The 22811-nt window shown below is 62.1% G+C and carries 20 protein-coding genes and 2 pseudogenes; 14 read left to right on the top strand and 8 right to left on the bottom strand.

All coding sequences use genetic code 11. The annotated features are described in order from the left end of the window. From purU to minE, 11 genes and pseudogenes are all read left to right on the top strand, one after another. Positions 1-234, top strand: a pseudogene (gene purU / locus FFR93_RS28185) (formyltetrahydrofolate deformylase); the annotation flags it as partial. Between the two features lie 3 nt (positions 235-237). Then, positions 238-1137, top strand: a complete 900-nt coding sequence (folD, locus tag FFR93_RS28190) for a bifunctional methylenetetrahydrofolate dehydrogenase/methenyltetrahydrofolate cyclohydrolase FolD (protein WP_138395572.1) — start codon at positions 238-240, stop codon at positions 1135-1137. Between the two features lie 91 nt (positions 1138-1228). After that, a complete protein-coding gene (locus tag FFR93_RS28195; RefSeq protein ID WP_138395573.1) occupies positions 1229-2362 on the top strand; it encodes an aminomethyltransferase family protein in 1134 nt (377 codons plus the stop codon). A gap of 11 nt (positions 2363-2373) precedes the next feature. Continuing rightward, positions 2374-2979 carry a dimethylamine monooxygenase subunit DmmA family protein gene (locus FFR93_RS28200; protein ID WP_138395574.1) on the top strand — a complete coding sequence of 202 codons (606 nt, stop codon included), beginning with the start codon at positions 2374-2376 and terminating at the stop codon, positions 2977-2979. After that, positions 2976-3941, top strand: coding sequence for a PDR/VanB family oxidoreductase (locus FFR93_RS28205; RefSeq protein WP_138395575.1), 966 nt, complete (start codon positions 2976-2978; stop codon positions 3939-3941). The genes FFR93_RS28200 and FFR93_RS28205 overlap by 4 nt, the downstream gene beginning before the upstream one ends. Before the next feature lie 24 nt (positions 3942-3965). Next, on the top strand, positions 3966-5006 hold the full coding sequence (locus FFR93_RS28210; protein ID WP_138395576.1) for a DUF3445 domain-containing protein: 1041 nt from the start codon (positions 3966-3968) through the stop codon (positions 5004-5006). Between the two features lie 103 nt (positions 5007-5109). Next, positions 5110-6447, top strand: a complete 1338-nt coding sequence (locus FFR93_RS28215; RefSeq protein ID WP_138395577.1) for an NAD(P)/FAD-dependent oxidoreductase — start codon at positions 5110-5112, stop codon at positions 6445-6447. A 94-nt stretch (positions 6448-6541) separates the two neighbouring features. Further along, positions 6542-6937 (top strand): annotated as a pseudogene (locus tag FFR93_RS41980) (methyl-accepting chemotaxis protein); the annotation flags it as partial. A 208-nt stretch (positions 6938-7145) separates the two neighbouring features. After that, the gene (minC, locus tag FFR93_RS28225; protein ID WP_138395753.1) at positions 7146-7868 is read left to right on the top strand and encodes a septum site-determining protein MinC; all 723 of its coding nucleotides are present in this window, start codon (positions 7146-7148) and stop codon (positions 7866-7868) included. Positions 7869-7899: 31 nt separating this feature from the next. After that, the gene (gene minD / locus FFR93_RS28230; RefSeq protein ID WP_064707418.1) at positions 7900-8715 is read left to right on the top strand and encodes a septum site-determining protein MinD; all 816 of its coding nucleotides are present in this window, start codon (positions 7900-7902) and stop codon (positions 8713-8715) included. Next, a complete protein-coding gene (gene minE, locus FFR93_RS28235; RefSeq protein WP_011428260.1) occupies positions 8712-8972 on the top strand; it encodes a cell division topological specificity factor MinE in 261 nt (86 codons plus the stop codon). The genes minD and minE overlap by 4 nt, the downstream gene beginning before the upstream one ends. A 62-nt stretch (positions 8973-9034) precedes the next feature. Here the strand turns inward: minE and FFR93_RS28240 are convergent, their stop codons facing one another. Continuing rightward, positions 9035-11404 (bottom strand): DUF1989 domain-containing protein, encoded by a 2370-nt coding sequence (locus FFR93_RS28240; protein WP_138395578.1) that lies wholly within the window; start codon positions 11402-11404, stop codon positions 9035-9037. 249 nt (positions 11405-11653) lie between these two features. On the opposite strand from FFR93_RS28240, the gene FFR93_RS28245 reads away from it, so the two are divergent. Then, complete coding sequence (locus FFR93_RS28245) at positions 11654-13438, top strand: APC family permease (protein WP_138395579.1); 1785 nt, start codon at positions 11654-11656, stop codon at positions 13436-13438. Between the two features lie 130 nt (positions 13439-13568). Here FFR93_RS28245 and FFR93_RS28250 read toward each other — a convergent pair whose 3' ends face one another. The 5 genes from FFR93_RS28250 to FFR93_RS28270 form a co-directional block, all read right to left on the bottom strand. Then, entirely contained in the window at positions 13569-14330 is a 762-nt protein-coding gene (locus FFR93_RS28250) for an SDR family oxidoreductase (RefSeq protein ID WP_064707421.1), read from the bottom strand. A gap of 13 nt (positions 14331-14343) precedes the next feature. Further along, a complete protein-coding gene (locus tag FFR93_RS28255; RefSeq protein WP_138395580.1) occupies positions 14344-15153 on the bottom strand; it encodes an ABC transporter permease in 810 nt (269 codons plus the stop codon). Beyond that, positions 15153-16019: an ABC transporter permease gene (locus FFR93_RS28260; protein WP_064707423.1), complete on the bottom strand. Its 867-nt coding sequence runs from the start codon at positions 16017-16019 to the stop codon at positions 15153-15155. Before FFR93_RS28260 ends, FFR93_RS28255 begins: the two co-directional genes overlap by 1 nt. Positions 16020-16101: 82 nt before the next feature. Further along, positions 16102-17262, bottom strand: a complete 1161-nt coding sequence (locus FFR93_RS28265; RefSeq protein WP_138395581.1) for a spermidine/putrescine ABC transporter substrate-binding protein — start codon at positions 17260-17262, stop codon at positions 16102-16104. A gap of 46 nt (positions 17263-17308) precedes the next feature. After that, on the bottom strand, positions 17309-18409 hold the full coding sequence (locus FFR93_RS28270; protein WP_138395582.1) for an ABC transporter ATP-binding protein: 1101 nt from the start codon (positions 18407-18409) through the stop codon (positions 17309-17311). Positions 18410-18602: 193 nt separating this feature from the next. Here FFR93_RS28270 and FFR93_RS28275 point away from each other — a divergent pair, with 193 nt between their 5' ends. Further along, positions 18603-19457, top strand: coding sequence for a helix-turn-helix transcriptional regulator (locus FFR93_RS28275; protein ID WP_138395583.1), 855 nt, complete (start codon positions 18603-18605; stop codon positions 19455-19457). A 70-nt stretch (positions 19458-19527) separates the two neighbouring features. Here the strand turns inward: FFR93_RS28275 and FFR93_RS28280 are convergent, their stop codons facing one another. Then, positions 19528-20559 carry an aldo/keto reductase gene (locus FFR93_RS28280; protein WP_064713318.1) on the bottom strand — a complete coding sequence of 344 codons (1032 nt, stop codon included), beginning with the start codon at positions 20557-20559 and terminating at the stop codon, positions 19528-19530. 221 nt (positions 20560-20780) lie between these two features. Beyond that, positions 20781-22049, bottom strand: a complete 1269-nt coding sequence (locus FFR93_RS28285; RefSeq protein ID WP_138395584.1) for an NAD(P)/FAD-dependent oxidoreductase — start codon at positions 22047-22049, stop codon at positions 20781-20783. Between the two features lie 154 nt (positions 22050-22203). Between FFR93_RS28285 and FFR93_RS28290 the strand changes: the two genes are divergently transcribed. Then, positions 22204-22803: a methyltransferase domain-containing protein gene (locus tag FFR93_RS28290; protein ID WP_138395585.1), complete on the top strand. Its 600-nt coding sequence runs from the start codon at positions 22204-22206 to the stop codon at positions 22801-22803. Positions 22804-22811 lie beyond the last annotated feature (8 nt).

A 22811-nucleotide genomic window follows, 5' to 3' on the forward strand; every position in this document is an offset into this window, starting at 1 on the left:
GCCCATTACGTCACCGCCGACCTCGACGAAGGCCCGATCATCGAGCAGGACACGGCGCGCATCACCCATGCGCAGTCACCCGACGACTATGTCTCGATCGGCCGCGACGTCGAAAGCCAGGTGCTGGCGCGCGCCATCCACGCCCATATCCATCACCGCACCTTCATCAACGGCAACCGCACCGTCGTCTTCCCGGCCAGCCCCGGAAGCTACGCCTCCGAACGCATGGGCTGAGAGATGGTCGAGGTCATCGACGGCAAGCTTGTTGCTGCATCGGTCATTCAGACGGTGAAGAGTGCGACGGCGGCGCTGGAAAAGATGAGCGGCGTCACGACAGGCCTTGCGGTCATCATTGTCGGCGACGATCTGGCAAGCCATGCCTATGTCGGCTCCAAGGGCCGCATGGCCAAGGAATGCGGCTTCAACTCCGTTCAGCACACGCTGCCGGCCGAGACGAAGCAGGAAGAGCTCGCAGCGCTTGTCGCCACGCTTAATGCCGATCCGTCGATCCACGGCATCCTGGTGCAATTGCCCTTGCCGAAGCCGCTCGACAGCGAGGCGATCATCCAGTCGATCCTGCCGGAAAAGGATGTCGACGGATTGAGCGTCGTCAATGCCGGCAAGCTTGCCACCGGCGATCTGAAGACCGGGCTCGTCTCCTGCACGCCGGCCGGCGCCATGGTCTTCGTCCGCCGCACCCATGGCGAGGATCTGTCCGGCCTCAACGCCGTCGTCATCGGCCGCTCCAACCTGTTCGGCAAGCCGATGGCGCAATTGCTGCTCAACGCCAATGCGACGGTGACGATCGCCCATTCGAGGACGAAGAACCTCGCCGAGGTCTGCCGCAATGCCGATATTCTGGTCGCCGCCGTCGGGCGGCCGGAGATGGTCAAGGCCGATTGGGTCAAGCCGGGCGCGACCGTGATCGACGTCGGCATCAATCGCGTGCCGGCTCCTGAGAAGGGCGAGGGCAAGACCCGGCTCGTCGGCGACGTCGCCTTCGCTGAAGTCTCAGAAGTCGCCAGCACCATCACCCCGGTTCCCGGCGGCGTCGGCCCGATGACCATCGCCATGCTGATGGCCAACACCGTCATCGCCGCTCATCGGGCTGCCGGACAGGTGCCGCCGAAGTTTTGAGTGGAATGCCGCCTGGCGGGCTTGCCATGGCGCGAAAGATTTATATAGTCAGGAAACAAATATTCCGTAGAGGAAATAAGAGGGAACGGAAATGGCTCTATCATGGCGTTTCTCCGCCTTGGCGGATCGGCATCGCGCTCTGGGATCGAAGCTCGAAGACTGGAGCGGTATGGGAACCGCCTGGACCTACGAGAAGGACATGTCGGAAGAGCATGTCGCGGTCCGCACCAAGGCCGGCATCATGGATGTCTCGGGACTGAAGAAGGTGCATCTGGTCGGCCCGCACGCCATCGCCGTCCTCGACTACATCACCACCCGCGACCTGACGAAGATCTATCCCGGCCGCTCGGTTTACGCGACCATGCTGAACGACCGCGGCCACTTCACTGACGATTGCATCGTCTATCGCACCGGCCCGAATTCCTGGATGCTCGTGCATGGCTCCGGCTCCGGTCACGAGGAAGTCGTCAAGCAGGCGGCCGGCCGCAATTGCGCGGTGCTCTTTGACGATGACCTGCACGACCTGTCGCTTCAGGGTCCGCTTGCGGTCGACTACCTCGCCAAATATGTGCCCGGCATCCGCGACCTCAAATATTTCCACCACATGCAGACGACGCTGTTCGGCGCACCCGTGATGATTTCGCGCACCGGCTATACCGGCGAACGCGGCTACGAGATCTTCGTACGCGGCCAGGACGCCGTCATGGTCTGGGACAGGATCGTCTGGGAAGGCAAGGAGATGGGCATCATCCCCTGCTGCTTCTCGGTCCTCGACATGCTGCGCGTTGAAAGTTACCTGCTGTTCTACCCCTACGACAACTCACAAATGTATCCCTTCGCCGACCAGCCGCCCGGCGACAGTCTCTGGGAACTCGGCCTTGACTTCACCGTCAGCCCCGGCAAGACGGGCTTCCGCGGCGCCGAGGAACACGCCCGTCTCAAGGGCAAGGAGCGCTTCAAGATCTTCGGCATGCTGATCGATGCCGACGGACCGGCCGACCTCGGCGACGAGGTCTTTGCCGGCGGCAAAAAGGTCGGCGTCATCACCTGCCCGAGCTATTCGTCGCTGACGAAGAAATCCATGGCGATCGCCCGCCTCGACGTTGACAAAGCGGTGCACGGGACCAACCTCGAAGTCCGCGGCAAGACCGTCAGGGCAGGCGCCACCGCCCACACGCTCCCCTTCGACGATCCGGAGAAGAAGAAGAGGACTGCCGTAGGTTAAGGAGCACGCCAATGCTCGTTGCAGGCATCAAGAGCCGACCAGTCTATTCATTCCTGACCATCCAGCCGCGCGCCCGGCGGCACATTTTCGCGCTCGAAGGGGAGGGCGCCAAGGCTCTCCTCGATCAGCAGCCCGCGCTTGACGAGACCGTTCTTTCCCGCAGCGAGATTCTCTATGTCGCCCGCGGCTCCCAGGGAACCGGCCTCGACGAGGCGTTGCGCCGCCTCGGTGCCGACATGTTTTTCACGGCGCCGACCATCGCGACACTGCTCTTCCGGTTGAAAGGATCGCTCGCCACCGCCCATATGGGCACCCGGCTTTATCTCTCGGGCACGGAAGGCTTCATCGGCCAGGCGATGCTCGTGGCGCTCGACTACGGCATGGACCACGCCTCCATCATCACCGAGCATCGCGGCTCGCTGGCCAGGCGGGTGCAATGTGTCCATTGCAAGGGCATCACAGACGACGTTACCACCAGCCCCTTCGCCTGCAGTCATTGCGGACTCTCGCTTCTGGTGCGCGATCATTATTCCCGGCGGCTCGCCGCCTTCCAGGGCGTCAATATCGACGCGGAAGAGCCCGGCAGCGGGCCCGATCCGGAGGAGTTGTTTCCTTGAGCGGTGGCACTGAAATTCCCGTCCGCGTGGCGCGGATCACGCCGATCGCCGAGCGCGTCAAGCGTTTCCGCTTCGAGCGCCTCGATGGCAAGCCGATGCCCTATTTTTCCGGCGGCGCCCATATCATCGTCTCGATGAACGACGGCGGCCATACGCGCCGCAATGCCTATTCGCTGATGTCGCCGCCGCATGATTGCGCGGCCTATGAGATCAGCGTGCTGCATGTCGAGGATTCACGCGGCGGCTCCACCTTCATGCATGAGAAGGTCAGCGAAGGCGACGAGTTGAAGGTCAGCTATCCCGTCAACCTCTTCCAGCCCGACTGGCGCGGGCGCAAGCATCTTCTGATCGCCGGCGGCATTGGCATTACCCCCTTCATCGCGATGATGGAGCAGTTTACCCGCGAAGGCGCCACCTTCGAGCTGCATTACGCCATCCGCACGCGCGACCGCGGCGCCTACTGGCGGGAACTCCTGGAGCGTTACGGTCCGCATCGCATCAAGATCTATTGCGACGCCGAGGGCGGCGCCATCCCGCTGACGCGCCTGCTCGACTGCCAGCCGCTTGGCACGCATCTTTATGTCTGCGGTCCCTCCGGCATGATCGACGGCGTCATGAAAGCGGGGCTCGACGCCGGCTGGCCGAAGCAGAACCTGCATTCGGAACGGTTTCTTTCCTCTCAGCCCGGGAAGCCCTTCACGATCGAGCTTCTACGCTCCTGCAAGACCGTGAAGGTTGGCCATCACGAAAGCATGCTGGAGGCGATCGAGGCGGCTGGCGTCGACGCCCCGTTCCTCTGTCGCGGCGGCGCCTGCGGCCAATGCGAAACGGCAGTCGCCGTCTGCGATGGCAAACTGCTGCACAACGACGTCTATCTGACGAGCGAAGAAAAGGCATCCGGCAGCAAGGTGATGATCTGTGTTTCCCGCTTCGAGGGAAACACGCTGCATCTTGATCTCTGACGGCGTCGGAAAAGGAGACCGGACATGGCAATCGCCTTCAAGCAAGAAACATTCCGGGACGATTTCAGTTATCGGAACAGCCCCGGAAACATCCGTCGTTTCCCGTTTCCGTTCGACCGCGACGAATACATGTATTCGGTCAACATGGAACCGCATGTGCGCGGCCGGGCGGGCACCGTCTACGAAAACCTGATCGATGTCGACGAGCATTACGTCGCCGAGATGCAGGACCGGGCGCTGGTGCTGAAGGAAGATCCGCTGCGCTACCAGGCGCTGCCGCACATGATGAGCGCGCAATGGGATACGCTCGAACTTTTGATGAAAGAGCAGGCGGCGGGTTATCCCGACCATTTCACGCTGATCCGCAACGGCGACCAGTGGCGCTGGATCAACCGCCCGCTCGGCATCGACGACAGCTTCACCTTCGGCGATACCTCGACGCTGCCATATGAGCCCTTCGAATATATCACTCGCCAGGCCCAGGGCGATTTCTGCATCGTCGACCAGCGCGACGGCAATCTGTGGATGGATGCCGGCATGGTGACGACGCAGGCCGACTGGTCGCTCGATTTCGATATCGGCATGAACTTCATGGAATGGCACGGACCGGTGCCGCTCGCCCATCAGATCGGCGTCTTCGACCGTGCGCTGAAATTCCTCCTGAACCTGCAGCAGGGAAAGCCGACGCGGCGCTTCAACTGGACGATGACGATCAATCCGCGGCTCGATACCAGCCCGGAGAACTATCACAAATGGGGTCCCGACCGCACGACGGTGACGCCTGACAATGTTGGCCAGAAAGTGCATCTGCGGGTCGAGCTGCAAAGCCTCTGGCGCCTGCCGCGCTCCAACGCCATCCTCTTCGTCATCCGCTGCTACCTGATGAACATGGAAGAGCTCGTCACCGTGCCGAAATGGGCGCGGCGCTTCCCGCGGGTGCTGAAGACGCTGCCGCCGGAACTCATCGACTACAAGGGCCTCACCCGTTACCGCGAGACGACGATCGACTGGCTTTCCAAATATGACGATGGGGCTCCGACCAGCCCCGGTATTTATCCGGACTGAGAGAAATGCCGTAACATTTTGAATTTCTGGGTACATCCTCCTTCGATTTTAATCGAGGAGTTATCCAGGAGACGATGCCATATAATCAAGAGGGGAATGCTTCATGACAAGAGTAGCCGTCATCGGTGCCGGCCCGTCCGGGCTTGCGCAGCTGCGCGCCTTTCAATCGGCTGCCCAGAAGGGCGCCGAAATCCCGGAGATCGTCTGCTTCGAAAAGCAGTCGGACTGGGGCGGGCTCTGGAACTATACCTGGCGCACCGGCCTGGACGAATATGGCGAGCCGGTCCATGGCAGCATGTATCGCTATCTCTGGTCGAACGGGCCGAAGGAATGCCTCGAATTCGCCGACTATTCCTTCGAGGAGCATTTCGGCAAGCCGATCGCCTCCTATCCGCCGCGGGCCGTGCTCTGGGACTATATCAAGGGCCGCGTCGAGAAGGCGAATGTCCGCCACTGGGTGCGCTTCAGCACGCCGGTGCGCATGGTCCGCTTCGATGATGCCACGAAGAAATTCACGGTGACGGCGCATAACCGCATCGAGGACCGCATGTATGATGAGGAATTCGATTATGTGGTCGTCGCCACCGGCCATTTCTCGACCCCGAACGTGCCTTATTTCGAGGGCGTGAAGACCTTCAACGGCCGCGTCCTGCACGCCCATGATTTCCGCGACGCGCTGGAGTTCAAGGGCAAGGACATTCTGATCGTCGGCCGCAGCTATTCGGCCGAAGACATCGGTTCGCAATGCTGGAAATACGGCGCGAAATCGGTGACGACGAGCTACCGTTCAAAGCCGATGGGCTTCAAATGGCCTGAGAATTTCGAAGAACGGCCGCTGCTGACCAAGCTCGAAAACCGCACGGCGCATTTCCTCGACGGGTCGACCAAGGAAGTCGACGCCCTGATCCTCTGCACCGGATACCAGCACCATTTCCCCTTCCTGCCTGACGACCTCCGGCTGAAAACCGCCAACCGCCTCTGGGCCGACAGCCTCTACAAGGGCGTGATCTTCGACAAGAATCCGCAGCTGTTCTATATCGGCATGCAGGACCAGTTCTACACCTTCAACATGTTCGACGTGCAGGCCTGGTGGGCGCGCGACGTGATGATGGGCCGCATCACCCTGCCGCCGGAAGAAGAGCTGAAGGCCAATTTCGACATGTGGAGGGCGCGCGAGGAGACGCTCGAGGATGCTGAGCAGATGATCTGGTACCAAGGCGATTACGTGAAGGAACTGCTTGCCGAGACCGATTATCCCTCCTTCGACATCGAGGGCACAAACCGGACCTTCATGGAGTGGGAACATCACAAGGCCCACAACATCATGGGATTCCGCGACCACGCCTATCGGTCTCTGATGACTGGCAACATGTCGCCGACGCATCACACGCCCTGGATCGAGGCGCTCGACGATTCCATGGAGGAATATTTGCGCAACTGACGAGGCGGACCTGCATCGCGGGAGGAGGGTGTTCGTGCACTCTCCTCCCGCATCATGACCAATTGCCTGAAGCATCTCGCGCAGAATGTGCAGCGAGGTGGTCGGGCGAGCGCTGGAGAAGCGGACGGACTGGACGATGGAATACCGCATCCGCGACGCCATCTGGGTGGACCGAGACCGGTGGCGGCATCTGGGACGAGAAGGGCGAACTTCTCGATCTCGAGGGCAGCATCATCAATATCCAATCGCTCTATCCGCGAATCGACGAACAGACCGCTGACATGCGCGTCACCGCTTCGAAAACCAATGAGATCCTGCAATCGCTTCGCTACCTCAAGCTGCTCGCCGTCAAGCCGGCATCGAGGCGGCCCGTGCCGGCACGGCAGGGTCAGGCTTTGCCGTGCTTGCCACCGAGGTGCGCACGCTCGCCAACTCCTCGGAAGAGGCCGCACGCGCCATTTCCAACGCGCAACGCAAGCCGGAAGGCTGAGCGTTAGGAAGCAGAGGCAGATTTGCGGCTCACGTCGAGGGGCCGCATCATTAACCGTCCGGGGCGCGCTGCAGTATCATGGTTTTTCAACGACTTGCGGAAATCCTTCGTCTGAAGAACCTCATCCCATTATCGGTAATGTTAGGGCCGCGTTAACTATTTGTTAACCATACCGGCGGTAGACATGGTCAACGATTTCTTCACACAGATGACCAAAGTGCTAACAGACGCTCGCTCTATCCGCATCAAGGGCCGCTCTTTCCTGGCGGTCATGCTGTCTCCGGACCTCCCGATCGATGATTGGTTGGCCAGGCTCGACGATCTGGCCGCACGATCGGCCGGCTTTTTCCTGGGACGTCCCGTCGTCCTCGACCTGACGGATCTGCAAATCGACAGGCCGCAGCTTAAGGAACTCATTGCTGAACTTGCCAAGCGCAATGTCAGCATCATGGGCATCGAGGGCGCCCGGCCGTCGATTCTGGGCGCGGGCATGCCTCCCGCGCTCAAAGGCGGCCGCTCGGCTTCCGACATCGAGGTTCAGGCAAGAGAGCCCGCCGATCCAGTCGGCAAGCCGGCAACGCCCGAGGTTCGCGCTGCGACAACGCAATCGATCGTCATCAGGGAACCGGTGCGCTCGGGGCAGTCGGTGATCTTCCCGGAAGGCGACGTCACCATCGTCGGCTCGGTCGCCTCGGGCGCGGAAGTCATCGCCGGCGGCTCCGTCCATATCTACGGCGCGTTGCGCGGCCGAGCCATGGCAGGCTCCATCGGCAACGCATCGGCGCGGATCTTTTGCCGTAAGCTCGAAGCCGAGCTGGTGGCGATCGATGGGATCTACAAAATGGCGGAAGACATGGCCCCCAATCTTCGCGGACAGGCTGTTCAGCTCTGGCTCGAAGAGGACGCGATCATGGCGGAAAAACTGATCTGACCCGGCTGCGGCCACGGCAAAGGAGAGAGAAATGGGGAAAGTGATCGTCGTCACGTCAGGTAAGGGCGGGGTTGGAAAGACGACCTCGACCGCCGCATTGGGAGCGGCGCTGGCGCAACGCAATGAAAAGGTGGTCGTCGTCGATTTCGACGTCGGCTTGCGCAACCTCGACCTCGTGATGGGCGCCGAGCGGAGGGTCGTCTACGACCTGATCAACGTCATCCAGGGCGACGCGAAGCTCACCCAGGCGCTGATCCGCGACAAGCGGCTTGAGACGCTGTTCCTGCTGCCGGCCTCGCAAACCCGAGACAAGGACAACCTGACGGCCGAAGGCGTCGAGCGCGTCATCAACGACCTGAAGCGCTACTTCGACTGGATCATCTGCGACAGCCCCGCCGGGATCGAGCGCGGCGCGACACTTGCCATGCGCCATGCCGACGTGGCCGTCGTCGTCACCAATCCGGAAGTCTCGTCGGTGCGCGATTCCGACCGCATCATCGGCCTGCTCGATGCCAAGACCGCCAAGGCCGAGCGCGGCGAGCGGATGGAAAAACACTTGCTGCTCACCCGCTACGACGCCAACCGCGCCGAGCGCGGCGACATGCTGAAGGTCGACGACGTCCTGGAGATCCTCTCCATCCCGCTCCTCGGTATCGTGCCGGAAAGCATGGACGTCCTGCGTGCGTCCAACATCGGTGCGCCGGTCACGCTGGCGGAAAGCCGCAGCGCAGCTGCGATGGCTTATTTCGATGCGGCTCGCCGGCTCGCCGGCGAAACCCTGCCGATCACGATCCCCGAGGAAAAGCGCAATATTTTCGGCAAGATCTTCGGACGGAGGGCAGCATGAACATTTTCCGTCTTTTCAACAAACAGCGCACGGCGCCGGCCGCCCGCGAACGCCTCCAGGTCCTCCTTGCTCATGAGCGCTCGTCGGCGGGATCGGACTTGGTCTCCCTGCTGCGCGAGGAAATCCTTGCGGTGATCGCAAAGCATGTCGAGCTCGACCACGACAAGGTGCAGGTGACGATCGACCGCAACGAGTTCGTCTCCACGCTTGAGATCGACGTCGAAATCCCGCTGAACGCGGCCGTGCAGGCCGCCTGAAGGCAAGATTCAGGAGACGACCGACGCGCTGACATCGGCGTCTCCTGAGCGCGAAGCAGGCATTACGAGCGCGGCCGCGTCTTCTGCGGGTCGTAATGCGAAAGCGGCACGATTGTCGCCGGCAGGCGCTTCTGGTGGCCGTCGAGCTTGCCGATCTCGACTTCAGTGCCCGGGCTTGCATGCATCACGTCGATGCGGGCGAGCGCGATCGTCTTGCCGAGAACAGGCGAGCGCGTGGCGCTGGTGACGACACCGACTTGGGCGCGGCCGATATGGATGCAATCGCCATGGCCGACCGCCTCGTTCGCCTGGATGTCGAGGCCGACGAGCAGATGGCGCGGGTGCTCCTTGCGTCGGATCAGCGCCTCGCGGCCGATGAAATCGTCCTGTTTGGATTTCAGCGGCACGGTAAAGCCGATGCCGGCCTCGAACGGATCCGTCTGGTCGGTGAATTCGTGGTGGGCGAAAATCAGGCCCGCCTCGATGCGGACCATGTCGAGCGCTTCCAGCCCCATCGGCTTCAGCCCGTGCGGCTGGCCTGCCTCCCAGACGGCGTCGAACACCGTCAACGCATCCTTCGGATGACAGAAGATTTCGTAGCCGAGCTCGCCGGTATAGCCGGTGCGCGAGATCACGACCGGGGGCCCCTCGAATCCGCCGATGCGGCCGACGGTGAAGCGGAACCATTCGAGCTCGCCGATCGCGGGCTGGCGCGGCGCCGTCCAGATGATCTCCTTCAGGATATCGCGGCTCCTGGGGCCTTGCAGGGCGATGTTGTGCAGCTGGTCGGTCGATGAGCGGACCCAGGCCTTGAAACCCTTCTTCTCGGCCTGCTGACGCAGCCATATGCCGCTGAAATCATCGCCGCCGATCCAGCGGAAGTTTTTGTCGCCCAGCCTGAAGAGCGTGCCGTCATCGATCATGCCACCATTTTCGTAGCACATCGCGGAATAGACGACCTGGCCTGTCGAGAGTTTGCGCACGTCGCGCGTCAGGCAGTATTGCAGCAATTCCTCGGCATCCGGACCCGTCACCTCGAACTTCCGCAAGGGCGAGAGATCGATGACGGCGGCGCGTTCGCGGCAGGCCCAGTATTCCTCGACCGGGCCTTCGGACGAGAAGCGGTTCGGCAGCCAGTAGCCGCGATATTCCGTATAATCTCGCGTTAACGCCGAGAGGCGGGGATGGAAGGCGGTTTCGCGCGTCAGTTCGACTTCGGCATCTGGGGTCATGCGATAGGCTACCGCTCGTGAGAATTTCTCTTTTCCGGAAAAGGTGCGGACGTGGATATCCGTCGGATCCCAGCCGTTCGCCGCATCGATATCGTCGGGGCAGGACGATGAGACGCAGACGAGATCGGTCAGCGCGCGCATCAGCACGTAATCGCCGGGACGCGACCAGGGCTCGTCGAGATAAAGCTGGTTGTTGTGGTCGATATTGGTGTTGTAGAAATAGTTCAGCGCTTCCCAGCCCTTGCGCCCGGCAATGCCGTAAGGCGCCAGCGCCGCGTTGAAATTGTCCGTGCAGTTGACGTGGCCGGGATAACCCATGTCGTCGTAATAGCGTGAATTGCAGGCGGTCGCGAAAGCGTCGTGGCGGCCGACCGTATCCTGGACGATCTCGACCAGCGGCTCGAAGTCGCGGTCGAAGGCCTTGGATGGCAGGCCGGGCGTAGGATAGCTGCGGCCGAGCAGCGTGCGGGTGACGGTCGAATCGAGCGCGAGATCGAGGCCCTTGTCGACCTTGCGGGCGGCAAAGGCCTGGAAATCGGTGCACTGGCGCCCATAGACGTCGATGATCTGGATGAATTCGCCGGCGCGCACGAAATAGGCGGCGGCGCTCGCCGCCCGGACGCGGATATCCTCGATCGGATCGGCCGCCGGCTCCGGCAGGGCGGAGGCATAGTCGCGGATCAGCAGGCTGCGCTTGACCCGGATCTCGATCGGCGTCGCCGTGTCCTGCGCCTCCGGCGACATGGCGCCGGCGGGTGCCGCAACGATGAGCAGGCCCTTCATGGCAATCGTGAACTCCGCCCGGCTGCCCGGCGTCGATCGTGCCCCGAAGATGCGGAGCGCTCCGGCCGCTGCGAGATCGGCGCCGCGCCGCTGAAGTGCCGCGCGTGTGCGGGCAGCACTCTCATCCTCTGCCTGAAGAATGGTCTTCAAGCCCTCGGCCGAATTGGTGAATGCCGTTCCGAAACCGTCTGCCTGGAAGCGCCCCTTTTCGTCAAGGAAGGAGAGTTCGCAGATCTGCCCGCCTTCGCTGTCGATGACGCTCACGCGGTCGCCGGCCTCGACGCGTACGACGACCGATCCGCCGCCCTTCGCTCTGTAACGCTCCGTGCCCTCTGGCAGGGCTGGAATACCGGGATAATGGACGAGGCTCGGAACGACCGTACGCAGGCCCGGCATGGCAGGATGAAGTTCTCGCATTCTACCCTCATGGGGGATCGCCATGCCCTTCGGCACACACCCATACAGGTTACAAAATGCCTGCGGAAAGTAAAGTGATGTTGACTAGAAAGAAAAAATCTTCACTATGCATCAAGAGTTCACACTCGGAGAATCCGTCGGGAGCGCGGATCACCAAAATCATCCGAGCGGGCTTAAGACTGTCAGGGAGACACGTTCAGGGAGACGTACAGAGATACGTCCGGAACAATCGAATGGGGAATTTCACCGATGACAGATGTTGTGGAGGCCGGAATTGCATCCGGCACCGAAGGTAAGCTTATACGCGCGCTAGACTGGAAGGGCGCATTCTGGGTGGCTGCGGGCGTGCCGCCGCTCGTTCTCTTCTCCATTGGCGGCATCGCAGGCACGACGGGCAAGCTCGCCTTCGTAGTCTGGATCATCTCGATGGTGATGGGTTTCCTGCAATCCTTCACCTATGCCGAGATTGCCGGCATGTTCGGCAACAAATCCGGCGGCGCCTCGGTGTACGGCGCCACCGCCTGGCTGCGCTATTCGAAATTCATCGCGCCGCTGTCGGTCTGGTGCAACTGGTTTGCCTGGTCGCCCGTGCTTTCGCTTGGCTGCGCCATCGCCGCCGGTTACATTCTCAATGCATTCTTCCCGATTCCGGCAGCCGATTCGCAGATCGTCCTCGACTGGATCGCCGCGCACGCCGCTTCCGTTACGGCCGACAGCCCGCGCGTCGCCGAATATATAGCAGCCCATGCCGGCACGACGCCTGATGACGCCGTCAAGGCGCTGCTCGGCGCCGATGGTGTGGCTGCTCTGACGCCCGGGATCCGCAACTGGTCGCTCGCAAGCTTCAGCATCCCCTTTCTTGCCACCGCCAACATCAATGCCACCTTCTTCATCGGCGGTGTCCTGATGCTGATCATCTTCGCGATCCAGCATCGCGGCATCTCGGAGACGGCAAGCGTACAGAAGTGGCTGGCGATCATCGTGCTGGTGCCGCTGCTCGTCATCGGCCTCTATCCGATCATCAGCGGCCAGATCGTTTCTGCAAACGTCACCGGCCTCGTGCCGCCGACAGCGGCCTATGCCGCCAGCGATGGCAGCTGGAGCAATGGCGGCTGGACGCTTTTTCTCGGCGGCCTCTACATCGCCGCCTGGTCGACCTACGGCTTCGAGACGGCGGTCTGCTACACCCGCGAACTGAAGAACCCGAAGACCGACACCTTCAAGGCAATCTTCTATTCCGGCCTTGCCTGCTGCCTGTTCTTCTTCCTGGTGCCCTTCGCCTTCCAGGGCGTTCTCGGCCATGCCGGCATGCTGGCTCCCGGCATCGTCGACGGCACGGGCGTCGCCGAAGCGCTTGGCGGTTTGATCGGCGCCGGCCGGGTGATCACCCAGTTGCTCGTCGTCTTGATGATCCTGGCGCTCTTCCTCGCCATCATGACGGCGATGGCAGGTTCGTCGCGCACGCTCTACCAGGGTTCGAAGGACGGCTGGCTACCGAAATATCTCGACCACGCCAATGAGCACGGCGCCCCGACACGGGCGATGTGGACCGATTTCGCCTTCAATCTGTTCCTTCTGGCGATCGCATCGGACGTCGGCGGCTATTTCTTCGTGCTCGCCGTCTCGAATGTCGGCTACATCATCTTCAACTTCCTGAACCTCAATTCCGGCTGGATCCACAGGGTGGATTCCGGCCATATCGAGCGCCCCTGGAAGGCGCCGAGCTGGCTGATCGGCCTCAACACCGTGCTCGCCTTCGTCAACGCACTGTTCCTCGGTGCCGGCGCCAAGGTCTGGGGTTACTCCAATGCGCTCTGGGTCGGCTTCATCTTCGCAGCTCTTATCCTGCCGGTCTTCGCCTATCGCCACTATGTGCGCGACGGCGGCAAGTTCCCGGCCGGCGCGATGGAGGATCTCGGCCTCATCGGGCAGGATCTCGGCGTCAGGAAAGCCGGCATGCTGCCCTATCTCGCACTCGCGGGAGGACTCGCGATCGTCCTTTTCGCCAATTGGTTCTTCCAGCTTCCGGCTTAAAATCGCCTCCCAAGCAGAAAAGCCGCCAAGCCGCCGTGGAAACATGGCGGCTTTTTCATGCGCTGTTCGTTGATTTGATCCGGATGAGGGTCAGCCGATCCGACCTAGGGGCAAACCCATTCCACCACGGTCAGACAATGGTCTCGCCGCCGTCGACGACGAGAATCTGCCCGGTCATGTAGGACGAGCGGTCCGAGACCAGGAAGAGAATGGGCTCGGCGATTTCGGAGACATCAGCCCAGCGTCCAAGCGGCACCTTCTCGGCGACATAGGCCTCGATCGCGCCGCGCCCGCCCATCTGGGCGATGAAGGGTTCGTTGAACGGCGTATCCACCCAGCCCGGGCAGAGCGCGTTGACGCGGATGCCGAACCTGGCGTAGTCGCCGGCCATCTGCCGGGTCATCGCGATGACCGCATGTTTCGTCGTCGTATAGGCGATCATCTCGCGATCGTAGAGTACGCCCGACGAGGAAGAGGTGTTGAGGATGACGCCGCGGCCCGCCTTCTTCATCAGCGGCATGACGAAGCGAGACGCCATGAAATGCGCTCGGACATTCAGGCTCCAGGACCTGTCGAAACCCTCGACAGCCACCTGTTCCAGATCGCCCGCCACCTGTGCGCCGGCATGATTGTGGAGGATGTCTATCCGGCCGTGACGTTCGGCGACCGCAGCGATGGCGGCTTCGAGTGCCGTGTCGTCGGTGACGTCGAGAACAAGGCACTCAGCCCTGCCGCCGGCGGCCTCAATCCGGCCGACGGTTTCGGCGGCATTGGCGGCATTCAGGTCGACCACGACGACGAAAGCACCTTCTCCTGCCATGATCAGCGCGCCGGCCTGGCCGATGCCCGAGCCCGCTCCGGTGACGATCGCGACGCGATTTTCAAGAATCATTCGTGTTTCCCGTTCAGTTTGTTGTTTTCTCGCGCATCAGAAAGCGCGCGATGAGGATCAGTCCCAGCGATGCGACAAGCACCATCGTGGCGATGGCGTTGATCTCCGGCGTCACGCCACGACGGATCGAGGCGAAGACATAAATCGGGAGTGTCGTGTTCGAACCTGCGACAAAAAAGGCGATGATGAAATCATCAAAGGAGAAGGTGAAGGCGAGCAGGAAACCGGCCAGGATTGACGGCAGGATCTGCGGCAGCACAATCTGGCGAAAAGTGGTGAAAGGCGTGGCGTAAAGATCGCTCGACGCTTCGACGATGTCACGGCCGAGGCTGGCGATGCGTGCTTTGACGATCATTGTCACCAGCGCCATGGTGAAGAGGCCCTGGGCGGCGATGATCGAGCCATAGCCGAGTGAAAGCTTCGGCGCCTGTTCGCCTGGCCAGACGGCGGCGATCAGTGGATTGACGAAGCCGAAGACCTCGACCAGCGCCACCAGCGTCGCAATGCCGATGACGACGCCGGGAACGACGATCGCCGCAGCGAACAGCCCATCGAAGACCGCTCGCGCCCGGGCGCCGAGCCGCTCCATGCCGATCGCCGCCATCGTGCCGAAAATGGCCGCCAGCCCGGCGCTGGTAAAGGCGATGGTCAGGCTGTTCTGCAGTGCTTCCATCAGGAAGGTGTTGGCAAGCGCCTTGCCATACCATTGCGTCGAGAAGCCGGTGAAATCGCTGGCATTGCGGCCGGCATTAAAGGAGAACAGCACGACTAGCGCGATCGGCGTGTAGAGGAACAGGTAGACTGCGGTGACCAGAGCGCGCATCAGACGAGATCCACTTGGCGGGTACCGGCAACGCGCCAGGCAATGCGCATGGCGATCAACACCACGATGACGACGACAACGACGAGAGTGACGGCGATTGCAGAGCCGAACGGCCAATTGCGCGACTGCAGGAAGAGATCGACCAGCGCATTGCCGATGAAGAAGACTTTGCCGCCGCCAAGCAACTGCGGGATCAAATATTCGCCGAGCAGCAGGATGGTGACGAGGGCGATGCCGGTCATCACGCCTGGAAGCGACAGCGGCAGCGTGATGCCGAAAAAGGTCGAAAGCGGCCGCGCGCCGAGATCGGCGGAGGCCTCCAGAAGGCGGCGGTCGAGCTTTTCGAGGCTGACATAGATCGGCATGATCATCAGCGGCAGGTAGCCGTAGACGATGCCGAGCAGCACGGCGCCCGGTGTGTTCAGCAGCCTGACATTTTCGATTCCGACCATCTCCAAGAGATGCGGAATGCCGCGCGCGCCCAAGATGTACATCCAGGCGTAGGTGCGCACGAGAAGGCTCGTCCAGAAAGGCACGACTACGAGGGAGACCAGCAGCAGCCGGTATTTGGCGCTCGCCTTGACGGCCAGGTAATAAGCAACCGGATAGGCGACGAGCAGGCAGGCGAAGGCGCCGATCGGCGCAAGGATCAGCGTGTTCTTGAAGGCTGCGGCGCGCGAACCGAGATTGGCAAACTGCGCAAAGGTAAAAGCCGCCTGATAACCACCTTCGGGCGCCCGCTCGCCGAAGGCAAAGACGATGATAGCGATGAAGGGCAGCACCAGGAACACGAACAGCCAGATGCTGGCCGGACCGACAAGAGCCGCGGTGACAAGGCGCCGATTGGTGGCAGGAGTAAAAGGCATCGAAAGGTTCTTTATCCGCCGATTTTCAGCACGGGGCCGGCCCCTCGCGCCAAGGCGGCGGGGCCGGAGTTGGGAACGGCGATCAAGCCGACTTGAAACGCGCCATCAGCTCCGCCCGGCCGGGATCGGTCAACGTCACCGCCGCGCCGAATTCCAACGGCGTCAATGACGCCTCGTCCGGATAGACGATCTTGTTCGCTGTGATCTCCTTCGGCAGCAGTGCTATGATCCGGCTATCGGTCGTCGGCGCACCATTGGCGACGTGTTCCTTGACGGCATTGGCCGGATCCATGAGGTAGTTGAGCAGCGCGTAACCCGCCGCCTTGTTCGGCGCGTCCTTCGGGATGGCGTAATAGTCCGTCCAAATCTCGCCGCCGTCGGTGCCAAGTACATAGGCGATCTCGGGAACGTCACGGTTGAGCTGCGCCCCATCATTGGTCCAGCACATGGTGAGCCAGGCATCGGTGGCGCGCATGGCGGGTTGGTAGTCGCTGTTGATGGCGAAGAGGTGCGGTTTGACTTTAATCAGCAGTTCCTCGGCCTTGGCGAGTTCGTCCGCCTTGATCGAATTGAAATCGTATCCGAGCGAAACCAGCGCGCTGCCGATCGTCGTCAACTGATAGTCGTGCACCATGGCGCGGCCGTCGGCTTCCGTCTGGGCGATGTCAAAGAAGTCCTTCCAGCTCGAAAGCTTGGTCTTGATCTTCGCGGTGTTGACCGAGAACCCGGTCGTACCCCAGTTCTTCGGCACGGCGTAGGTCTTGCCGTCGATCATGCCTTCCTTGGTGAAGCGCGGATTTTCCGTCGCCTGGCTGAAATTCGGGATCTTGGAGAGATCGAGTTCGTCGATCAGGCCGAGCTTATGGTAGGTGGAGATCGTGTAGTTGGTCGGCACGAAGAGTGACCAGCCGGAGGCGCCCGCCTGGAGCTTGGCCAGCATTTCCTCGTTGGAGCCGAAGACGTTGACCTCGACGGCAACGCCGGTCGCCGCCTTGAAATTCTCGAAGGTCGCAGGGTCGTGGTAATTCGGCCAGGTGGCGATCGACATCTGGGTGCCGAGGTCCTCGGCATAGGCGGGCGTCGACAGCGCACCGGGGAAACGCGACAGCACGGCGGTCGCAAGCCCGAGGCCGGTGACGCCGAGGAAGTGGCGGCGGCTGACGGAGCCGCGCTTCAGGCGCATGAACTCGTCCATGAAGCCTTCAGGAGTAATGGGCAGATTATCCTTGTAGTCCTTGCTCATGATGCTGTTCCCTTGTTCTGGTTTATGCACTCGATGCTGAAGAAACTTAGGGTGAAGAAACCTTTGCTGGAAAAACGTGGGCCCTATCGGGATCGAAGCCGAGGAAGACCGCTTCACCTGGCTCAACCAGATCGCTCTCATTCATGCCGCGCCGGTCGGCGGTGACGAGGAAATCGCCGAGACCCGGAACAGTGACGGCATATTCGGCCGAGGAGCCGAGGAAGATGCGGTGCGTGACCGTGCCGGCAAAGGATGTGCTGCCATCCGCAGCCCGCGTCAGCCGGATCGCCTCGGGACGGATCGCAACGATGACGTCGCCCGTCGCAAGGCCAGGGCGGGCGATGGCTGCAAGCGTCGAACCGTCGCCAAGGTGCAGCGTCGTGCCACCGGCTTCCATCGTTGCACCGATCCGGTTGGTCTTACCGACGAAATCGGCGACGAAAAGATCGGCCGGGCGGTCGTAGACCTCCTGCGGCGTGCCAAGCTGACGAATGCGCCCGGCGCTCATGACGCAGACGACGTCCGCCATCGACAGCGCTTCTTCCTGATCATGGGTGACGAGCACGAAGGTGATGCCGAGCTCGCGCTGCAGCGTCTGCAATTCGATCTGCATGGCCGAGCGCAGCTTCTTGTCGAGCGCGGCCAGCGGCTCGTCAAGCAGCAGCACCGAAGGCCGGTTGACGATCGCGCGCGCCAAGGCCACCCGCTGCTGCTGGCCGCCGGACATCTCGTGGATGCGGCGCTTCGCGAAACCGCCAAGCCGCACCATCTCGAGCGCCTCTGCCGCGCGGCGATTGATCTCGGCCGCCGCAATCCTTGGCCGCATCTGCCGCAAGCCATAGGCGACGTTCTGTTCGACGTTGAAATGCGGAAACAGAGCATAATGCTGGAAGACCATGTTGACGGGGCGGCGATAGGCCGGAACGCCGTTCATCTCCCGCCCGTTTATCAGCACGGCGCCCTCGCTCGGCTGCTCGAAGCCGCCGATCATGCGGAGACACGTGGTCTTGCCGCAGCCGGAAGGGCCGAGCAACGCGAGGAAAGCGCCCTTCGGTACATTCAGGTTTATGTCGCTCACGGCGGTCACCGCGCCATAATTCTTGGTGACCGAACGGAATTCGATATCGTTCGTCGAAGCGGATGCCACGCGTCTGTTCCCTGCGGTTGGTTGGGTTGGGCAGTCTAGCGCTGCCTTTTTGCCACCGTCGTTGGGGAAAGAGTAAGCTCGGGCCCTCGGCGCGGTATATACCCCGAAAGAGGTATTCTGCCTCCCATCTCTTCGTGGAAGGTGTATATGAAACTTAGCGTGTTCCTGCTGAGACGGTTTGGGGAGGCTATCGATGAGCATTGATCTCGAGGCGCTGTTTCAGGCTTTCGACGTCACCGTCGGAAAGCCCGCCATGGCGGATGCGGAGTTTGGAGAGACGTTCCGCCGGATGATGGCGGCGCTGGTGCGCTTCGATTATGTCGTGGTTTTTGCCTATCGCGGCAAGGAGCGGCCAATCGATCTCTACAGCACCTTCGACCCAGACGAAAACGTCGTTTTCGTCACCCTCTATCAGGTCGGTCCGTACCTGCTCGATCCGTTTTACCATACCGCCCGCGCGCGCCGCCCGGGCGTCTTCCGCATGCGCGAGCTGGCGCCCGACCGCTTCTTCTCCAGCGAATATTACCGGAGCTACTATGTCCAGACGGGACTTGCCGAGGAGATCGGCTTCTTCGTGACACTCGACGACGACATCACCGTCGTGCTGTCGCTGATGCGCCGGGAAAAGACCGGCCCGTTTGCGCCGGCTGAATTCGCGCTTCTGAAAAAGGCCGAACCTTTGGTGGCGAGCCTTGTCCGGCATTTCTGGCCGGGGCTCGGCGCCCGCTTCGACGCGCAACGCGATGCTGGCTTGCGAAAGGGGAGGAAAAGCGGTGCGGCGGCGCAGGCGCTGCAGCCGGCCGACACTGTCTGGCGCGACCTCAAGTTGACGAGCCGCGAAACCGCGATCGTCGATCTGGTATTGCAGGGACATTCCTCGGAATCGATCGGCCTCAGGCTCAACATCTCGACGGGCACGGTGAAGGTCCATCGCCGCAACGTCTACCGCAAGCTCGGCATCTCCTCGCAGACGCAGCTTTTATCGATCTACCTGAAGACAATCGGCAGCACGGGCGACCGACCAGCAGCCCAAAGCACGAGTCGATAAGCCTCGGCCCGGACGACCTGTCCGCCTCGGCATGAAGCAGACAGGCTTCGTTCAGTTGCGGCCGCAGGGCTCAGCGGCCGCCTTCGATCTTGCGGTGGCGCTGGTTGGTGCCGCCCTTGCCGTAGGGATAGTCCATCGGTTGAGGGGCGCTGACCTCGTTCAGCTTCGCCATTTCCTCCTTGGATAGCTCGACCTTCATGGCGCCGAGGTTGTCGGCGAGCTGTTCGGAGGTGCGGGCGCCGAGAATGACCGAGGTGACGGCCGGCTGTGCCGCCGTCCAGGCGAGCGCCACCTGCGCCATGCTGATGCCGCGCGCCTTGGCGATCTCCTCGACCGCGCCAATGATCGCCCAGGTGCGTTCCTGCGCGTTGCGCGGCGCATAGGATTCGCTGCCGCGATTGGGGTTCTCGCCGAGGCGGGTTGCGCCCGTCGGCATCTCGTCGCGCTTGTACTTGCCCGTCAGCCAGCCGCCGCCGAGCGGCGACCAGGGCAACAGGCCCATACCGGCATCCTGGCAGGCCGCGACGATTTCGAGCTCGATGTCGCGCGCCAAAAGACTGTACTGCGGCTGCAGCGTCACCGGGCGTGTATAGCCGCGCGCCTTGGCGATCTCGGAAGCCTTGGCGATGTGCCAGCCGACATAGTTGGAGAAGCCGTAATAGCCGATCTTGCCGGAGGAAACCGCATCGTCGAGGAAGCGCAGCGTCTCTTCGATCGGCGTCAGCGCATCCCAGGCATGCATCTGGTAGAGGTCGATCTGCTCGACGCCGAGGCGGCGCAGCGAGTCGTCGAGCGCCTGGCCGAGATGCCGCCGCGACAGGCCGATATCGTTGGGTCCGTTGCCCATCGGAAAACGCCCCTTGGTGGCGACGATCGCCTGGCGGGCCTCAGTCGGGCGCGCCTTCAGCCAGCGTCCGATGATCTCTTCCGACTTGCCGGCGCTGTAGACGTCGGCCGTATCGATGAAATTGCCGCCCCAGGCGAAATAATCGTCGAGCAGCTTGTGCGAGGCCGCTTCGTCGGCCTCCGCGCCAAAGGTCATCGTGCCGAGGCAATAGGCCGTAACGACGGTCCCGCTAGGGCCGAGCTTGCGATAATCCATGTCTTCCTCCTCATGCGGAGACCCTCGGCGGACGGCCAAAATCGTCGGGGTAGAAGCCGGGGCTCCCGCATCAATGACAATATCGTGCTTGAAGCGGCCTCTGCCGCTGGATGAGGTACAGCGCCCCAGGCTGGGGTAGAACGGGGGCGAGGGCAGAATAACCAATACCATCCGCGCGACAAGTGGGAAAAAATATTCCCGCCTGCCATCGGGGTCGGCGGTTATCGATCTCTCGACAGCGAGCGGGCGATCCGATCGGCTGCGACGACGCCGCTCTCGTAGGCGCCATGCGCCGTCGAATAACGTGAACGCGAACAGGCTTCGCCGGCAAAGAAAATCCGCTCATCATGCGGTTCGGCGAGGACGCCGCGCCGATCTGAGGCGCCGGGTTCCGCATAGGAGTAGGAACCGCCGATCTGAGGCGTCGCGGCCCAAGCCGACATCGCCACCACCGACAACTGCTTGCGGATATCTGTGCCAAATTGTGCCGCCAGCTCATCCGCAGCGAAGGAAAGGGCAGCCTCCGCCCCCGCCCGCTCCAGATCATGCGCGAGATCGCCGGCAAAATAGGCCTCGACGACAGAAGCGCCGAACGGCCGCAGCTGATAGGTGCCGGTCGCACCGCGACTGGCGGAGCCGAGCATATGCGTATCGGCCGGCAGCACCTCCGGATCGGCGAGGCTGAGGAAGAGCTTATCGGCAAGCCCCAGCGGCAAACGAGCTGCTGCCTCGATCTTGTCAGGCAGGGGAGGATCAAAGGCGATACTGCCGGCGGCCAGTACGTTGGTCGAAACGGTCAAAAGGACGGCGCGCGCCCGGAGCACGCCTCGGTCGGTCGCGATGCCGATATAGCCGGCATGACGGTGGTCGATGCGTCTGACTTCAATGCCAAGCCTTGCCGGAACCGGCCTGCCAAAGAGGGATAGTAGGGCTCCATAGCCTTCACGCACCCGCCAGTCCGGGCCGGGGCCTGGGTCATATCTGTTGTAATCGACGATCGAAGACCGCTCCAGTTCTGCGCCGGTGATGTAAGTGCCGATCGCCCGGATCTGGCCGTTCCAGCGATTGCCGGGCTCGAGCTTTGCAGCCAAGTCGGTATCTTTGCCTTCATGGCTTTCGAGGCGTTCGAAGTAAGCGCCGATCGCTTCCTGAGCGTCATGAACATCCTCGGCATCCCTCTGAAGCTGCCGGCCGCCATTCCAGGGGGCCGGGCTGCGGTCGACCGTCAAACCGACTTCGCTGGCTATTTCAGTCCAGGCATTGGTCCGTGCGCCATGCAGCCAGCCGCAACCAAGGTCGAGCCCGACATCACCGCCGCCCGGTAACCCGACTGTCCAGGCTCTGCCGCCGAGTCGATCTCCCGCTTCGAGCAGGAGGATGGAGAGATCGGGACGGATTGCCTGCAGACGGCGGCCGGCGGCAATGCCTGCGGCGCCGGCGCCGATGATGACGACGTCCTGGTCGGCATTCTTGTTAGTGTCAGCGGGCATGCATTCTCCTTCGGCCGCTCATCGTGCATACGGCTTTAATCGACAGAGAGCCTGGGGGGAAAGCTGGAGGTCTAGCCCTCGTGCAGCAGCGCGACAGACTGTTGCAATGTTGGACCGCTTCATAGGCGAGATCAACAGCCAATGTGAAGGTTCCATGTCACGTTTCGATAGACGACGCTTTCTTCTCGCCTGGCTTCGCGCACCTCTGCGCATCGCCTCGATCACGCCGTCAGGTGACCGTCTTGCTGGCCTGATGACCAAGGAAATTTCTCCCGCCACCGGGCCGGTTCTCGAACTCGGCCCGGGCACCGGCGTCTTCACCGGAGCGCTTCTCAAGCGAGGAATCGCCGAAAGCGATCTGACGCTTGTCGAATACGAGGCGGATTTCGCCGCCTTGCTTCAAGGCCGCTTTCCCAGCGCCAAAGTCCTGCAGCTCGATGTCCGGGAGATGTGGAGGGGAGCGCTGTCGGGACGCTTTTTCGGTAGCGTTGTCAGCGGGCTTCCGCTTCTCTCTATGAGGCCGGACGACGTCTATGCGCTACTCGAAGGCTGTTTTTCCAACCTCAGGCCGTACGGTGCCTTTTACCAGTTCACCTATGGGCCTAAGTGCCCGGTGCCGGCCGAAATCCTCGACTCCCTCGGTCTCGTCGCCACGAAAATCGGTCGGACGTTGCGCAACATGCCGCCCGCCGCAGTCTATCGCATCAGCCGACGATACCAGCCCCTGCTCCAGATCGAGCAGCGCCGCGCATGATGACAGGC

The organism is Rhizobium sp. MHM7A (genome assembly GCF_005862215.1).
Classification (GTDB): Bacteria; Pseudomonadota; Alphaproteobacteria; order Rhizobiales; family Rhizobiaceae; genus Rhizobium; species Rhizobium bangladeshense.

What these genes read in the sequence shown, in the direction of transcription:
- folD (WP_138395572.1), top strand. Translation starts at nt 238, where the DNA reads ATGGTCGAGGTCATCGACGGCAAGCTTGTTGCTGCATCGGTCATTCAG.
- FFR93_RS28215 (WP_138395577.1), top strand. Translation starts at nt 5,110, where the DNA reads ATGACAAGAGTAGCCGTCATCGGTGCCGGCCCGTCCGGGCTTGCGCAG.
- FFR93_RS28275 (WP_138395583.1), top strand. Translation starts at nt 18,603, where the DNA reads ATGAGCATTGATCTCGAGGCGCTGTTTCAGGCTTTCGACGTCACCGTC.
- FFR93_RS28280 (WP_064713318.1), bottom strand. Translation starts at nt 20,559, where the DNA reads ATGGATTATCGCAAGCTCGGCCCTAGCGGGACCGTCGTTACGGCCTAT.
- minC (WP_138395753.1), top strand. Translation starts at nt 7,146, where the DNA reads ATGACCAAAGTGCTAACAGACGCTCGCTCTATCCGCATCAAGGGCCGC.
- FFR93_RS28240 (WP_138395578.1), bottom strand. Translation starts at nt 11,404, where the DNA reads ATGCGAGAACTTCATCCTGCCATGCCGGGCCTGCGTACGGTCGTTCCG.
- minD (WP_064707418.1), top strand. Translation starts at nt 7,900, where the DNA reads ATGGGGAAAGTGATCGTCGTCACGTCAGGTAAGGGCGGGGTTGGAAAG.
- FFR93_RS28250 (WP_064707421.1), bottom strand. Translation starts at nt 14,330, where the DNA reads ATGATTCTTGAAAATCGCGTCGCGATCGTCACCGGAGCGGGCTCGGGC.
- FFR93_RS28210 (WP_138395576.1), top strand. Translation starts at nt 3,966, where the DNA reads ATGGCAATCGCCTTCAAGCAAGAAACATTCCGGGACGATTTCAGTTAT.
- FFR93_RS28285 (WP_138395584.1), bottom strand. Translation starts at nt 22,049, where the DNA reads ATGCCCGCTGACACTAACAAGAATGCCGACCAGGACGTCGTCATCATC.
- FFR93_RS28255 (WP_138395580.1), bottom strand. Translation starts at nt 15,153, where the DNA reads ATGCGCGCTCTGGTCACCGCAGTCTACCTGTTCCTCTACACGCCGATC.
- FFR93_RS28245 (WP_138395579.1), top strand. Translation starts at nt 11,654, where the DNA reads ATGACAGATGTTGTGGAGGCCGGAATTGCATCCGGCACCGAAGGTAAG.
- FFR93_RS28265 (WP_138395581.1), bottom strand. Translation starts at nt 17,262, where the DNA reads ATGAGCAAGGACTACAAGGATAATCTGCCCATTACTCCTGAAGGCTTC.
- FFR93_RS28200 (WP_138395574.1), top strand. Translation starts at nt 2,374, where the DNA reads ATGCTCGTTGCAGGCATCAAGAGCCGACCAGTCTATTCATTCCTGACC.
- FFR93_RS28195 (WP_138395573.1), top strand. Translation starts at nt 1,229, where the DNA reads ATGGCTCTATCATGGCGTTTCTCCGCCTTGGCGGATCGGCATCGCGCT.
- FFR93_RS28260 (WP_064707423.1), bottom strand. Translation starts at nt 16,019, where the DNA reads ATGCCTTTTACTCCTGCCACCAATCGGCGCCTTGTCACCGCGGCTCTT.
- minE (WP_011428260.1), top strand. Translation starts at nt 8,712, where the DNA reads ATGAACATTTTCCGTCTTTTCAACAAACAGCGCACGGCGCCGGCCGCC.
- FFR93_RS28290 (WP_138395585.1), top strand. Translation starts at nt 22,204, where the DNA reads ATGTCACGTTTCGATAGACGACGCTTTCTTCTCGCCTGGCTTCGCGCA.